This is a genomic window from Streptomyces sp. RKAG290 (genome assembly GCF_023701695.1).
Taxonomy (GTDB): domain Bacteria; phylum Actinomycetota; class Actinomycetes; order Streptomycetales; family Streptomycetaceae; genus Streptomyces.
The window spans coordinates 2257867-2272221 of the sequence record NZ_JAJOZC010000001.1 but is presented as its reverse complement, the minus strand read 5'-3'; the positions used below and the strand labels follow the sequence as shown (position 1 = coordinate 2272221).

Below are 14355 nucleotides of genomic sequence, written 5' to 3'. Positions count from 1 at the left end.
GCGGGAGCGGCGTCACCGCGTCACTGCGTCGGCGACACCAGCCCCGCGTCGTACGCGATGATGACGAGCTGCACCCGGTCCCGGGCGCCGAGCTTGGCGAGCAGCCGGGTCAGGTAGGTCTTCGCGGTGGCGACACTGATGAACAGCCGCTCCGCGATCTCGGTGTTGGACAGCCCGCTGGCGACCAGCACCAGCACCTCGCGCTCCCGGTCCGTGATCGCCGTGAGCGGCCGCTGCGGCGACGCGGAGCCGGGGCGGCTCGCGAAGTCCTTGATCAGCCGCCGGGTGACGCTCGGCGCGATCAGGGCGTCCCCGGCCGCCACCACCCGTACCGCGGCCAGGATGTCCTCCAGCGCCATGTCCTTGACCAGGAATCCGGCCGCGCCGGCGCGCAGCGCGCCGTAGACGTAGTCGTCGTCGTCGAACGTCGTCAGGACCAGCACATGCGTCGGGCCGGAGCCCGCGGTGATCAGCTCGGTGGCCTCGATGCCGTTCAGGCCCGGCATCCGGATGTCCATCACGACCACGTCGGGGACCAGCTGACCGGTCAGCCGTACCGCCTCGTCGCCCGTCCCGGCCTCGCCGACGACGTCGATGTCGGGGAGGTCGGCGATGACCATGCGCAGTGCGGCACGCACCAGCGGCTGGTCGTCGGCGAGGAGTACCCGGATCGGGGCCGGGATCGCGGGGGCCGTACCGGCCGGTGTCCGTTCCTCGCTCATGCCGTGTCCTGCGCCGGCACCGGCAGCCGGGCCGTGACCCGGAATCCGCCGTCCGGGCGCGGGGCGGCGGCGAACTCGCCGTGCAGCAGGGCGACCCGCTCCCGCATGCCGACCAGGCCGAACCCGGTGTCCGCGGGGCTGCCCACGCCCCGGCCGCGGTCCGCCACCTCGATCGCGACATCCTCGGGGCCGTACTCGACGGACACCCGGCAGGATCCGGTGGCGGCATGCCGCACCACGTTGGTCACCGACTCCTGGATGATGCGGAACGCCGACAGGTCGATGTCCGGCGGCAGCGGCCGCCGGTCTCCGCGCCACCGCACGTCGACCCGGACGCCGGCCGCGGTCGTGGCCCGCGCCAGCCGCTCGACGTCGGCGAGCCCCTCCGTGGGCCGCAGCACAGCCGCCTCCCGCTCCGGCCCGTCCTGCCCCGGCCCGTCCTGCCCCGGCCCGGTCTGCCGCAGCGCGCCGAGCATCCGGCGCAGCCCCGACAGCGTCTCCCGGCCCGCGCTCTCCACCGCGCTCATCGCCTCGCGCGCGGCGTCCGGCTGGGTGTGCACGACCCGGGCCGCCGCACCCGCCTGGAGGGCGATGATGCCGACGCTGTGCGCGACCATGTCGTGCATCTCGCGGGCGATGCGCAGCCTTTCCTCGACGATCGCCTGTTCGGCCGCCTGTGCGGTCAGGGTCTCGTCGTGCCGGCGCGCCTCATACGCCGAGCCGCCCACCAGCCAGGCGACGACCGCGGTCAGGGCGACGACCAGCCCCGCAGACGTTCCCGCAGGCCACCCGGCCAGCAGCCGGACGGCCAGGAAGCCGGTGACGACGAAGAGCGCCATAGCGAGGGCTATGAGTCCGGTCCGTCGCGGTCGGGTGGCGGTGACGTAATACAGCGCCACGTCGGCGGCCAGGAACTGGGCGAGCGGAATTTCCGACACGCTCAGCGAGGTGCTGGCGAGTGCGGCGGCTCCCAGCACCATGGCCAGGCCCTGCAACGGGCGTCGCTCCATGGCGAAGCAGCCGCCGATCGCCAGTGCCGTGGAGAGCAGCTGGGTCAGCAGACCGTCCCACCGGTAGAACAGGACCCCGGGCCGGACAGACGGTGCGTACTCCCCGGGCAACCGCACCCGCACGAGGAAGGTGAGCAGCACGCCCGCGTACCAGGCCAGTGCCACCCACCAACCCGGCGGCACGCGCTTCATCAGCGGAACGGAAGGCAAGTGGGACATGCGCCGATCGTAGCCACCGCCCCCCGGACCGGCATCGGACCACGGTTGTACACCCGGGGTCGACACCGGACCCGACAGGTGTCACCGGTGGTCCGACGACGAACAAGAGCTGCGGAAGCCACAGTTGACGGTGTGATCGAAGTCAACGGACTGACCAAGCGATACGGTGCCGCGAGCGCCGTCAAGGACCTCACCTTCACCGTTCGGCCCGGCGAGGTCACCGGCTTCCTCGGACCCAACGGGGCCGGCAAGACCACCACGCTGCGCATGCTGCTGGGCCTGGTCGAGCCGACCGCCGGGACGGCCACCCTCCAGGGCCGGCCGTTCCGCGGCCATCCGCGCGGACTGCGGCACGTCGGCGCCCTCCTGGACGCGGGCGACGTGCACGGCGGCCGCACCGCACGCGCCCACCTGGCCATGCTGGCCCGCAGCAACGGCATCCCGCGGACCCGGGTCGACGAACTTCTCCAGGACGTGGGCCTCGCGGGGGCGGCGCGTCGGCGCATCGGCGGCTTCTCCCTCGGGATGCGCCAGCGCCTCGGCATAGCCACCGCACTGCTCGGCGACCCGCCGGTGCTGCTCTTCGACGAACCGCTCAACGGCCTTGATCCGGAAGGTGTGCTGTGGGTGCGCGGCCTGTTCCGCAGGCTCGCCGCCGAGGGGCGCACCGTGTTCGTCTCCAGTCACCTGATGACGGAGATGGAGCACACCGCCGACCGGCTCGTGGTCATCGGCCGCGGCAAACTCATCGCGGCCGAGAGCCTGACCGCGTTCGCCGCCCGGAGCACCCGCCTCAGCGTGACCGTAGGCACCCCCGACTCCGCAGCGCTCACCCCACTGCTCACCGCAGAGGGAGCCGAGGTGGTCCGGGACGGCGACCGCCTCACGGTCACCGGGCTCACCGCCGCCCGCGTCGGTGAGCTCGCCCTGCACCACCGCTTGCTGCTCCACGAACTCACCACGGTCGGAGCTTCGTTGGAGGAGGCGTTCATGGAACTGACCGCAGAGAGCGTCGAATACCTCGCAGGAGACCCCCGATGACCATGGCACAGGCCACGACCGCGCCATCCGCCCGGGTGAGCGACGACGAACCCCGCGCCCGCTTCCGCGACCTGCTCGCCGCCGAGTGGCTCAAGACGTGGTCGCTGCGCTCCACCTCCTGGATGTACGCGATCACCGCGCTGGCCGTCATCGCGTTCAACGCCGGTACGGCCTACGACCACTACAAGTACTGGTACCAGTACGGCGACCGCGGCCGCGAGTCCTTCATTGCCAACGGCTCGCCCCTCATGGACGCCTTCACCGGGAACGCCGCCATGGTGCTGGTGCTGGCCGTCGCCGCCATCGGTGCCGTGTCGATCACCGGCGAGTACGGCACCGGCCTGATCCGCACCACGTTCACCGCCGTCCCGGCCCGCCGCTCGGTGCTGGCCGCCAAGGCCCTCGTACTCGCCGCCGTCACCACGGTCTTCGGCGCACTCGTCGCCCTGGCGTCCTTCGCGTCGACGCAGGCGATCCTCTCCGGCCGGGGCGCGTCGGTGACCCTCGGCCACCCGGGCGCCCTGCGCGTCGTGGTGGCCTCCGCGCTGCTCGCCCCGGTGGCGGGCCTCGCGGGCCTGGCGATCGGTGCGGTGATACGCCACACCGGAGGCTCCGTCATCGGATGCGTGGTGGTGCTGCTCCTGCTCCCCAATGTCCTCAGCGACCGTCGCCATCTCACGGCGGTGCTCCAGCACACGCTGCCCTTCAGCGCGTGGGAGCGGCTGTCGGCCTCGGATCTCCATGCGTCCGTCCTCTACCCGTGGACGGTCTCCGGAGCCTGGACGGTCTACGCGGCCTGGGCTCTGCTGGCGGGCGTGGTCGCGACGGTCGCGGTGCACCGCCGAGACCAGTGACGGTGGGTGGCGGGGCATCTGCTCGCCCCACCCGGGTCTCCCACTCGCCTTGCCTGCAAAGAATTTCAGAAACATGCTGGAAATTCTTGCGTGACCTCTTGACGTGTTCATCGCCGGGACGGCAGGCTCCGACCACCCCACGGTGGCCAGGCGCGTGGCCACCCACACCGGGTACGGACCCCACTTCCGTACCCGCGACCGAAGGAGCCGCAATTGAGTTCCCGCGCCGCTCGCGCGACACTGGCCGGCCTGCTCGCCGCCGCCGGTATCACCGCCCTCGCCCCCTGGACCTCCCAGGCGACCCCACCGGGCGACAAGACCGTCACCGCCACCCTGTTCGAGTGGAAGTACGACGCGGTGGCCCAGGCCTGCAAGGACTCGCTGGGTCCGGCCGGCTACGGCTACGTGGAGGTCTCGCCCGCCTCCGAGCACATCCAGGGCGACCAGTGGTGGACCTCCTACCAGCCGGTCAGCTACCGGATCGCCGGCCGGCTCGGTGACCGCGACTCGTTCCGGTCGATGGTGGAGAGCTGCCATGGGGCCGGGGTGAAGGTGGTCGCCGACGCCGTCATCAACCACATGTCGTCCGGCTCCGGCACCGGGACCGGCGGCACCGCGTACACGAAGTACGACTACCCCGGTTACTTCCAGGACCAGGACTTCCACGCCTGCCGCAAGGACATCAGCAACTACGGGGACCGCAACGACGTCCAGACCTGCGAGCTGGTCGGCCTGGCCGACCTTGACACCGGCAGCGACGCCGTCCGTTCGACGATCGCCGCCTACCTCTCCGACCTGCGCACCCTGGGCGTCGATGGCTTCCGCATCGACGCGGCCAAGCACATGGCCGCCGACGACATCGCCGCGATCAAGGGCAAGATGGCCGACCCGGGCTTCTGGGTCAGCGAGGTCATCCAGGGCGGCGGCGAGGCCGTCCAGCCCGAGGAGTACACGGGCGTGGGCGACGTCGACGAGTTCCGCTACGGCGGCCATCTCAAGAGCGCCTTCCAGGGCGGCTCGATCGCCGGGCTGAAGAACGTCGCCGACGGCAAGCTGGCGAGCGCCGCCGCCCGTACGTTCGTCGACAACTGGGACACCGAACGCAACGGGTCCACGCTGACGTACAAGGACGGCGCGGCCTACACCCTGGCCAACGTCTTCATGCTTGCCTCGCCCTACGGCTCCCCGAACGTGTTCTCCGGCTACGAGTGGTCGGACAAGGACGCGGGCCCGCCGAACGGCGGCGCGGCCGGCTGCGACAGCGGCGGCTGGACCTGCATGCACGCGCGGACGGCGATCACCGGCATGGTCGGCTTCCACAACGCCACCGCGGGAGCCGGACTGACCGACTGGTGGGACAACGGCTCGTCGGCCATCGCCTTCGGCCGCGGCGACAAGGGCTTCGTGGCCGTCAACAACGGTGACGGCGCCCTCCAGCAGACGTTCACCACCTCGCTTCCCGCGGGCACCTACTGCAACGTCGCCGCCGCCGCCCCGGACGCGTGCGACGGCAATACGGTGCAGGTGGGCGACGGCGGCACGCTGACGGCGACCGTACCGGCGAAGGGCGCGCTGGCGCTGCACGGCTGAGCCCGCGCGGTCCGTACGGGGTGGTGCCAGGACATCCTGCTACCGGACCGGCCGCCCGATGCCGGGGCCCTCGCAGGCCCCGGCATCGGGCGGCTTGCCGACCTGTTGCCGTACAGGTCCCCGCTCGCAAGAGGGCCGGTGTCGGCCGTCAGGGACCCTAGAGGGCGGCGGTGGTCTGCCCGCCGTTCGCGCTGCCGGCCAGCCACTGCGACCACGACAGGTTGAAGGAGGCGTAGCCGTTGTCGGCGGGCGCCTTGGCGCGCGGGGAGCCGGTGACCGTGATCGGGTCGCCCTGCTTGACCTGTCCGTAGAACCACTTCGCGTCGGACAGCGAGAGGTGGACGCAACCGTGCGAACCGCGGGCGCTGCCGCTGCCCGGGTTGGTGTCGCCGGTGGAGTAGTGGACGTAGGTGCCCGACTGGGTGAGGTGGATGTCCCAGGGCAGGGTCAGGTCGTAGTAGTTCGCATCGCCCTTGTTGCAGCTGATGCCGACGCTGCAGGACGTCATGTGGACCTTCTCCTGCTTGTCGATCACCGCCATCGTGCCGTTCCACGTCGGGTACTCGGTGCTGCCCGCGTTGATGGAGAGCGTCCGCACCGGGGAGCCGTTGCGGGTGATCTTCATGGTGTGACCGGTGACCGAGGCGTCGGCCCGGACGTCGTCACCGATGGTGAAGGAGTGGGTGTAGGGGTGGGTGCCGTACCGGCCGCTGCCGTTGGAGACGTACTTCAGGTCGGCGTCGAGCCGCACCTTGGTGCCGGACTTCCAGTACTGCTCCGGGCGCCAGTCGACCCGCTTGTCACCCATCCAGTGCCAGGCGCCGGTGGTGGGGACCGAGGCGGAGACCTTGAGGTGCTTCTCGATGTTCTTGTGGGCCGAGGCGGCCACCGGGTTGGTGAAGACGACGGAGATCGGCATGGCGACGCCGACCGTCGCCTTGTCCAGCGGCGCGATCGAGTCCAGCAGCATCGGCGGACCCGTGGGGTGCGTGGGCGAGGGGCGTGCACTCGCGGACGCCCGCCCGGACGCACCACCCTTCGCACTGTCGTGGGAGCTGTCCGAGTCCGACGCGTTGCCACCGCACGCGCTCGTCCCCGCCAGTACCGCACCGACCAGCAACGCGATCCCTATAACGCCCTTGCCCCGCCGCATGTCCTGCTCCACTCGCGTCACTACATCAAGGATTCAACATTTACAGAGACAGGGAGTTGGGCCCGGCGGTTGCAGGCGGCGCGTAAAGCGCGTGCCAAGTCCGCGGGCCGGTAAGCACGAAGGGGCCGGGCCGCCCGTCGGCGACCCGGCCCCCCACGCCTGTCTCGTTACGGGAAGGAAACCACATTCGAAGGGACGGTGGTCGTCCCGGATGTCGGTGATCCCGTGTCATTGATGACGTGTTCGTACTGGCCCTGGCCGCCGAGCGAGACGACGAGCAGGTCGTGGAACTTCACGCCGGGCTTCACCGGTGCCTCGAAGCCGTGGTCCTGGCGGATCGTCGGATCGACGTTGAAGTAGCAGTAACTGCCCAGGCCCCAGCCCTCGTGGGTGGTGACGGAGTCGTCGACCTTGTAGGCCGCGAACCCCTTGACGTCACCGTTCTGGACGGCGGCCTGGTTGGGGGCGTCGTACGCCTTCTCGTTCTGGAAGAAGATCGTCTTGCCGTTCTCCCCGGACCAGCGGACGTCGTACTTGTTGAAGTGCTCCACGAACAGGCCGGTCGCCAGGACGTTGTCGCCGTTGACCTGGAGGCCGTAGTCGGCCCGGTTGGTCTCCCAGCCGACGCCCTCGCCGTGGTCGGCACGCCACAGCCAGGTGTGGTCGATGATCGTGTCGTTGCTGTTGACCACCATGCCGGTGGTGGCCTTGCCGGCCCCCGCGCCGCCGACGCGGATGAACACGTCCTGCAGCGAGGTGGGGTTGTCCGCGTGGCTCGCGGACGCGCCCTGCGGGCCGACCTCGATCAGCGACTCGGAGTTGGTGGTACCGGCGTCGACGAGCAGGCCGGCGAGCTTCACGCCGTCCACGTCACCGACCTTGATGGCGGTCACCCCGTTGTCCGGGATGATCGTGGCAAGACCGAGGCCGAGCGCCACGGTGTTGGCGCGGTCGATGTTGATGGTCTGGTCGACGTGGTAGATGCCGGGCGTGAACAGCAGGTGCAGGCCCTGGTCCACCGCCGCGTTGATCGTCTCGGCGGTCGCGCCGGGCTTCACCACGTAGAACTGGTCCAGCGGTATCGACTCGCCCTGCGGCGTGCCGTTGCCCCACGAGGTGCCACGTGCGTTGGTGCGCTTGGCGGGGACGAACACCTTGTAGTCGTCGCCGTCCAGGTACAGGAACGGCTTCTCGCGGGAGACCGGGGTGTTCTCCAGCGTGGTGTACGGCGGCTCCGGGAAGCTCTGGGCGGGTGCGCCCTCGACACCGGAGAACGTCATGTTCCAGACGCCGTTGCCCCAGCTGCCGACCGAGCTGTCACGGGTGTACCACTGCTGCTGCGAGTACGGCCCGACCTGGCCGTCGATCTTGCTGTCGGCGATGTACCCGCCGCTCGCCCAGCCGTAGCCGTCGGGCGCCAGGTTCAGCCCGCCCTTGACGTGCATCCGGCGGAACGGGGCGGCCTGCGACACGGCCCAGCGGTCCGTGCCGCTCACCGGGTTGAGCGCGAGGTTCTCCGCCGAACGCCAGAAGTTCTGCGTCGCGTTGCCGTTGAACCAGCCCGCGTCGACGGTCACATCACCGTTGAAGGTGGTGTCGTCCGGGTTCAGGCCGAGACCGGCGATCGAGGTGTAGAACCCGATCTGCGCGTTGAGGTTGTTGTACGTGCCCGGCTTGAACATCAGCGCGTAACGGCCGTCACCGAACTGCGCCGACTCCTGCTTCTTGAACACGTCGTCGACCTTGGCCTGGATGTCCGGCATCGACGGGTCGAACACCATGACGTTGGGACCGAGGTCGCCACCGCCCTCGATGGCCTGCGCGTCGGCGCCGAAGGCGTTCTGCGCGGTGGGGACGGCCATGAGGAGCGAGACGGCGAAAGCGGCGAACCCGAACGAGCGGGTACGGCGCCTGCGACGGGGTGCGGTGGGGGGTGCCGCGGGGGTTTCCGTGGGGGGAGCATGCATAGACGTACGTCTCCTGAGTCGTGGTACGGGTGACACGACGAGCTTCTCGGAGAGCGCTCTGAGAGCGCTCTCCGACGGGAGTTGATGGTTCCGCCGTTACCCGGGAAACGTCAAGAGGTGTGCAACATGAGCCTCACCAGATCCGCCTGATCGCAACAATTAACGCCAGCAGAAAGGCAATTGGCCCGTTCTGCGCTCAGTTCCGGGTGCGGTTGGCTTTAGGAGTTGATGTTGGGTTGCGGGGGGTCGCTACGGAGCCGGCGGTACGCGCCTGTTCGGACCCGGGGGAGCCCCTGCAGGGTCCGCCGCAGCCGGGTCGACGCCCTAAGGTCGTGCGGTATGACGGACCTCCCCCCGCTGAACGCGACCCGGACCTACTACGACGCCGTGGCCGAGGACTACGCCGGGCGCGTGCAGAGCCTCTTCGCCGAGGATGTGACCGGGCGTGCGATGCTCGGCGCGTTCGCCGAGGAGGTACGCGCCGACGGCGGGCTGCCGGTCGCCGATCTCGGCTGCGGTCCGGGGCACGTGGCCGCGCACCTGGCCGCCCTCGGCGTCTCCGTGTCCGGGGTGGACCTGTCGCCGCGGATGGTGGACATCGCCCGCCGGAGCTACCCGGACCTGCGGTTCGAAGTGGGCTCGATGAACGCGCTCGACCTCCCCGACGGCGGGCTCGGCGGGGTCGTCGCCTGGTGGTCGATCATGCACACGCCCCCGGAGCTGCTCCCGGCGCTCTTCGCCGAGTTCCACCGGGTGCTGGCTCCGGGCGGCCGGTTCCTGCTGGGGTTCCACGCCGGCGAGGACGAGCCGTACACGGGGCGCGAGCGCGAGGACGGGACGTCCTACGACATCCACCTGCTGTCGCCCGACCGGGTCGGCGAACTGCTGGAGCGGGCCGGGCTCGCCGTCACCGCGCGGATGACGGGCGAGGGCGCGAAGTGGCCCTCGGCATGCCTGTCCGGCCGCCGGCCCGCCGACGTCCCCGCTCCCCGCGGGGCCCCTGCCGGACGTTGACCGCCCGCCTCACCCCTGGGTGATGCGGGCGATCGCCTCGACGGTCAGGGCGCGGTCGTGCGGTTCGGTCTCCAGGGCGCGGTGGATGGACAGGCCCTCGATCAGCGCGTCGAGCTGGCGGGCCGTCGCCGGGTCGAAGTGCCACTCCAGCGCACGACGGCTCCGGCGCATCCACTCCCGGGTCAGCTCGCGGTAGGCGGGCTTGCGGGCGGCGAGGGTGTACAGCTCGTGGGTGAGGACCAGTTCGCGCTGGTTGCCGCCGGACAGGTGGTGCACGAGACCGGCCACCGCCTCCCGGGCCTCGGCGGGTGTGTGCGCGGCGCCGAGCCGCTCCTCGAAGACGGCGACGATGCTGCTGGAGAAGCGGACGAACGCCTCCCGCAGCAGCTCGTCCATGCCGCCGAAGTGGTAGGTCATCGATCCGAGCGGCACTCCGGCGCGGGCGGCGACCTTGCGGTGCGAGGTGCCGGCGACCCCCTCTTCCGCGATCAGGTCGAGCGCGGCGGTGATGATGCGCTCCCGCCGCTCGGGGTCGTTCTGTCCGGTCGCCACGTGCCTGCCTTTCTGAGCTCCAGGGCCTCCCGTCCGGATCGGGCCGGGCCGGCGTGTTCCGGTCCCTGATCCGGACGGGAGATCCTAGATCGAGCGGATCACCCGGGCCGGATTGCCCACGGCGACCACGTTGGCGGGGACGTCCTTGGTCACGACGGCTCCGGCGCCGATGACGCTGTTGTCCCCGATGGTCACCCCGGCCAGCACGATCGCCCCGCCGCCGAGCCAGACATTGTCGCCGATCGTGATCGGCTCGGCCGCCTCCAGCTTGTCCCGGCGCGGCTCCGGCTCCACCGGGTGGGTGGGGGTGAGCAACTGTACGTTCGGCCCGATCTGGCAGTCGCGGCCGATGGTGATGGGGGCGACGTCCAGCGCGGTGAGGTTGTAGTTGATGAACGTGTCCTCGCCGACGGTGAGGTACGTGCCGTAGTCGACGTACAGCGGCGGCCGGATGTGGGCGCCCGCGCCCAGCCCGCCGAGGAGTTCGGCTACGAGCGGCTGCGCGGCGCCGGCGTCCTCCGTGTACGCCGCCAGGTACCTGGCGGCCAGTCGCACCGCCCGCTGCTGGGCCGTGGCGATGTCCGGGTCGTCGGCGATGTAGAGGTCTCCGGCCAGCATCCGCTCATGGTTGGTACGGGGGTCTCCCGCGAAGTGGTCCGTCATGCGTACGATCGTACACTCAAGGCGTACGATCGTACGCTCCTCTCGTTCCCCTTCTTCGATCCGTCTGCTGAGGCCCCGCTACCCATGGATGCCGCCACTCGCCGCCGGCGAGCCGCCCTGTTCCTCTTCATGCTGGCCGCCGGCGTCGGCATGGCCTCGTGGGTGGCCCGCACCCCGGCCGTCCGGGACGGCCTCGATGTGTCCACCGGCTCGATGGGCCTCGTCCTGTTCGGCCTGTCCACCGGTTCGATGGCAGGCGTCACGGCCTCGGGCCCGCTCGTACGACGGCACGGGGGACGGGCGACGATCAGCCTCGGCGCGTCGTTGATCGTCGCCGGGCTGCTGGTCGTCGCCGCGGGCACGAGCCTGTCGCTGGCGGGCGGGGTCTTCTGCGGACTGGCCCTGTTCGGCACCGGGATGGGGCTGTCCGAGGTCGCGTTCAACATCGAGGGGGCGGCCGTCGAGAGCGTGATCGGCCGGCCCGTCCTGCCGGTGCTGCACGGCTGCTTCAGCCTGGGCACCGTGCTCGGGGCGCTGCTCGGCATGGCGCTGACCGCGGCCGACTTCCCCGTCGGCCGCCACCTCGCGCTCGTCGCGGTGCTCATAGCCGCCGCCGCGGTCAGGGCTGTGCACCGGATCCCGCACGGCACCGGGAGGGCGCCGGCCGGCGCCGCGCCCCGGCAGGGTGGCCGGCGAGGGCAGCTGCGGGTGTGGCAGGACCGGCGGCTGGTCCTCATCGCGGTGATCGTCCTGGCCGTGGCGTTCGCGGAGGGCGCCGCCAACGACTGGCTGCCGCTGCTCATGGTGGACGGCTACCACGTGAGCGCCACGGCCGGTTCGCTGACCTTTCTGGCCTTCGCCTCCTCGATGACGCTCGGCCGCTTCGCCGGCGGCCCGCTGCTCAGGCGGTTCGGCCGGGTGCGGGTGGTCCGGTTCAGCGCCGGGACCGCCGCCGTGGGGCTGGTGCTGGTGATCGTCTCGCCCAGCCCGCTGGTGGCGGGCGTCGCCGCGGTGCTGTGGGGGCTGGGTGCCTCGCTGGGCTTCCCGGTCGCCCTCTCCGCGGCGGGCGACCACCCGCACGACGCGGCGGCGCGGGTCGGGGCGGTCGCCACCGCGGGGTACGTCTCCTTCCTCGTCGGCCCGCCCGGCCTCGGCTTCCTCGCCGACCACCTCGGGCTCCGGCTCACGATGACCGTCGTCCTCGCCCTGCTGATCGTCGCCTCGGCCCTGGCCGGGGCGCTCGGTCCCGGCCGCCGGGAGGTGCGGGCGGCGTCGGCCGGGGGCAGGGGCGTGATCGGACCGCCCCCTGAATCACCCGCTTCAGGGGCGTTCGCCGGCCTCCTCCTCCCACAGCGCGGTGCTGTGCGCCGCGACCAGCGCCCCGATCCGGGCGAGCGCGTTCCCGGCCGGCCGCGGGTCGAGCCGCCGGCCGTCGCGCAGCCGCAGCGCGACGTGGTCGCCGGCGGCCTCCGCGGCGCCGATGACCGCCTGGTACGGGATCAGGCGGGCCTCCCGGACGCGGGCGCCCAGACTGCCGCGCTCCCGGCCGGAGACCTCCGCGCGCAGCCCGAGCGCGGTGCAACGACGCTCGAGCGCCTCGGCGTTCGGCAGTTCGGCGTCCGAGACCGGAAGGATCACGACCTGGGTGGGGGAGAGCCACGCCGGGAACGCGCCGCCGTGCTGCTCGATGAGGTGGGCGACGGCCCGCTCCACGCTGCCGACGATGCTGCGGTGCACCATGACCGGGCGGTGTTTCGCCCCGTCCGCGCCGATGTAGTGCAGGTCGAACCGCTCGGGCTGGTGGAAATCGACCTGGACGGTGGACAGGGTCGACTCGCGGCCCGCCGGATCGGCGACCTGGACGTCGATCTTCGGACCGTAGAACGCGGCCTCGCCCCCGGCCGACTCGTACGGCAGCCCCGAACGTTCAAGGACCCCGGTCAGCAGCGCGGTCGAGCGCTGCCACATCTCCGGCGCGGCGACGTACTTCCCGCCCGGACCCGGCAGGGAGAGCCGGAAGCGGGCCGGGCGGATGCCAAGTGCCTCGTACGCACGCCGGATCATGTCCAGTGCTGCCTGCGCCTCCTGCGCGACCTGGTCCAGGGTGCAGAAGATGTGCGCGTCGTTCAGCTGGATGGCCCGCACCCGGGTCAGCCCGCCGAGCACCCCGGAGAGCTCCGAGCGGTACATGCCGCCCAGCTCGGCCATCCGCAGGGGGAGTTCGCGGTAACTGTGCGAGCGGGAGCGGTAGATCACCGCGTGGTGCGGGCACAGGCTCGGCCGCAGCACGACCTGCTCGCCGCCCAGCTCCATCGGCGGGAACATGTCGTCGCTGTAGTGCGACCAGTGTCCCGAGATCTCGTACAGCTCCCGCTTGCCGAGCACCGGCGAGTACACGTGCCGGTAGCCCGCCCGCCGCTCGGCGGTGCGGATGTACTCCTCCAGGGTGTGCCGCAGTGCCGCGCCGTCGGGGAGCCAGTAGGGAAGCCCCGCCCCGATGAGCGGGTCGGTGTCGAACAGCTCCAGCTCGCGGCCGAGTCTGCGGTGGTCGTGCATGGCGGTCTCCTCGCGTACGAAGGGCGAGTCACCGCAAGCAGAAGCCCCGGGGCACTCGCCCCGGGGCTTCGGACTGTCAGCAGTCAGCGCGCCGGGACACTCTCCGGCGTCGTCGTCATGGCAGCGCGCTTCATACGGGCGACGCTAGCAGCGGGCCGCGGCAGTCCGCGCGGGTCTTTTTTCGTCCGGGGCGTCCGGGGCGTCCGGGCACGGCGGGTCAGGCCTTCCTGGCCGAGTCGAGGTGGGCGAACACGACCACGTTGTCCTCGTAGTCCCTGACCTTCTTGTCGTAGTTGCCGCCGCAGGTGATCAGCCGCAGCTGGGCGTCCGGAGTGTCCGCGTAGACCCGCTTGTCGGGGAACTTCGCCTTGCTGAACGTCTCGACGGTGTCGACCTTGAAGGTGGCCACGGTGCCGTCCGCGCGCGTGATGTCGACCGTCGCACCGGGCCGCAGGAAGCGCAGCTGGAGGAAGATCGCCGGACCGGTCGTCGTGTCGACGTGGCCCGCCACGATCGCGGCCCCGCGCTCACCGGGCGTCGCGCCGTCCTTGAACCAGCCGGCCAGGTTCTTGTCGTTCGGGGGAGGGGCGTCGAGCCGGCCCGAGGCGCCCACGGACAAGGGGGTGAACGGTGCGTCCACCACGATGGCCGGGATCCGCAGTCGCGTCGGTACGGACCGGGGCAGGGCCGGACCGACGCTCGGGGCGGCCGGCTTCGGGGAGGCACTGGGGGCGGCGCTGGAGACGTAGAGGGGGGCCGGTGCGGCCATCGACGGCGGGGCGGGTGGTTTGTCGTCGGCCGGGAAGCCGATGGAGTTGTAGATGAGGAGCATGCCGAGCCCGGCCGCTGCGGCGGGCCAGAGCAGGGCGCGGCCGAGCGTGATGGTGTCGGAGGCAGTCCGGGAGGAGGATGAACCGGGCGACTGCGGGGCGGCCATGGGAACGAGCCTTTCGTCCGTGCGGAGCAGCGGTGCGTGGCTGCGGTGCGGGTGGTGGGGGGAAACGAAGGCGCCGC

The 14355-nt window shown here is 71.4% G+C and carries 12 protein-coding genes and 1 pseudogene; 5 read left to right on the top strand and 8 right to left on the bottom strand.

The window, feature by feature from the left end; genetic code table 11:
• Positions 1-20: 20 nt before the first annotated feature.
• Positions 21-722 carry a response regulator transcription factor gene (locus LNW71_RS09525; RefSeq protein WP_250967837.1) on the bottom strand — a complete coding sequence of 234 codons (702 nt, stop codon included), beginning with the start codon at positions 720-722 and terminating at the stop codon, positions 21-23.
• A complete protein-coding gene (locus LNW71_RS09520) occupies positions 719-1951 on the bottom strand; it encodes a sensor histidine kinase (RefSeq protein WP_250967836.1) in 1233 nt (410 codons plus the stop codon). Before LNW71_RS09520 ends, LNW71_RS09525 begins: the two co-directional genes overlap by 4 nt.
• Positions 1952-2083: 132 nt before the next feature.
• Here LNW71_RS09520 and LNW71_RS09515 point away from each other — a divergent pair, with 132 nt between their 5' ends.
• The 3 genes from LNW71_RS09515 (at position 2084) to LNW71_RS09505 (ending at position 5436) form a co-directional block, all read left to right on the top strand.
• Entirely contained in the window at positions 2084-2992 is a 909-nt protein-coding gene (locus LNW71_RS09515) for an ABC transporter ATP-binding protein (protein ID WP_250967835.1), read from the top strand.
• 2 nt (positions 2993-2994) lie between these two features.
• The gene (locus LNW71_RS09510) at positions 2995-3846 is read left to right on the top strand and encodes an ABC transporter permease subunit (RefSeq protein ID WP_374119517.1); all 852 of its coding nucleotides are present in this window, start codon (positions 2995-2997) and stop codon (positions 3844-3846) included.
• Between the two features lie 213 nt (positions 3847-4059).
• Positions 4060-5436: an alpha-amylase family protein gene (locus LNW71_RS09505; protein WP_250967833.1), complete on the top strand. Its 1377-nt coding sequence runs from the start codon at positions 4060-4062 to the stop codon at positions 5434-5436.
• Positions 5437-5593: 157 nt separating this feature from the next.
• Here the strand turns inward: LNW71_RS09505 and LNW71_RS09500 are convergent, their stop codons facing one another.
• Positions 5594-6589: a L,D-transpeptidase gene (locus LNW71_RS09500; RefSeq protein WP_250971950.1), complete on the bottom strand. Its 996-nt coding sequence runs from the start codon at positions 6587-6589 to the stop codon at positions 5594-5596.
• 167 nt (positions 6590-6756) lie between these two features.
• Entirely contained in the window at positions 6757-8556 is a 1800-nt protein-coding gene (locus LNW71_RS09495) for a coagulation factor 5/8 type domain-containing protein (RefSeq protein ID WP_250967832.1), read from the bottom strand.
• A gap of 339 nt (positions 8557-8895) precedes the next feature.
• Between LNW71_RS09495 and LNW71_RS09490 the strand changes: the two genes are divergently transcribed.
• Entirely contained in the window at positions 8896-9570 is a 675-nt protein-coding gene (locus tag LNW71_RS09490; protein ID WP_250967831.1) for a class I SAM-dependent methyltransferase, read from the top strand.
• 9 nt (positions 9571-9579) lie between these two features.
• On the opposite strand, the gene LNW71_RS09485 is transcribed toward LNW71_RS09490, so the two are convergent.
• Together LNW71_RS09485 and LNW71_RS09480 are read right to left on the bottom strand one after the other, a co-directional pair.
• Positions 9580-10122, bottom strand: coding sequence for a TetR family transcriptional regulator (locus LNW71_RS09485; RefSeq protein WP_250967830.1), 543 nt, complete (start codon positions 10120-10122; stop codon positions 9580-9582).
• 84 nt (positions 10123-10206) lie between these two features.
• Entirely contained in the window at positions 10207-10785 is a 579-nt protein-coding gene (locus tag LNW71_RS09480) for a sugar O-acetyltransferase (protein ID WP_250967829.1), read from the bottom strand.
• Between the two features lie 84 nt (positions 10786-10869).
• Here LNW71_RS09480 and LNW71_RS09475 point away from each other — a divergent pair.
• Positions 10870-12039 (top strand): annotated as a pseudogene (locus LNW71_RS09475) (MFS transporter); the annotation flags it as partial.
• A gap of 66 nt (positions 12040-12105) precedes the next feature.
• On the opposite strand, the gene thrS reads toward LNW71_RS09475, so the two are convergent.
• A complete protein-coding gene (thrS, locus tag LNW71_RS09470; RefSeq protein ID WP_285802538.1) occupies positions 12106-13428 on the bottom strand; it encodes a threonine--tRNA ligase in 1323 nt (440 codons plus the stop codon).
• Positions 13429-13558: 130 nt separating this feature from the next.
• Complete coding sequence (locus LNW71_RS09465; protein WP_250967827.1) at positions 13559-14278, bottom strand: class F sortase; 720 nt, start codon at positions 14276-14278, stop codon at positions 13559-13561.
• Positions 14279-14355: the final 77 nt, after the last annotated feature.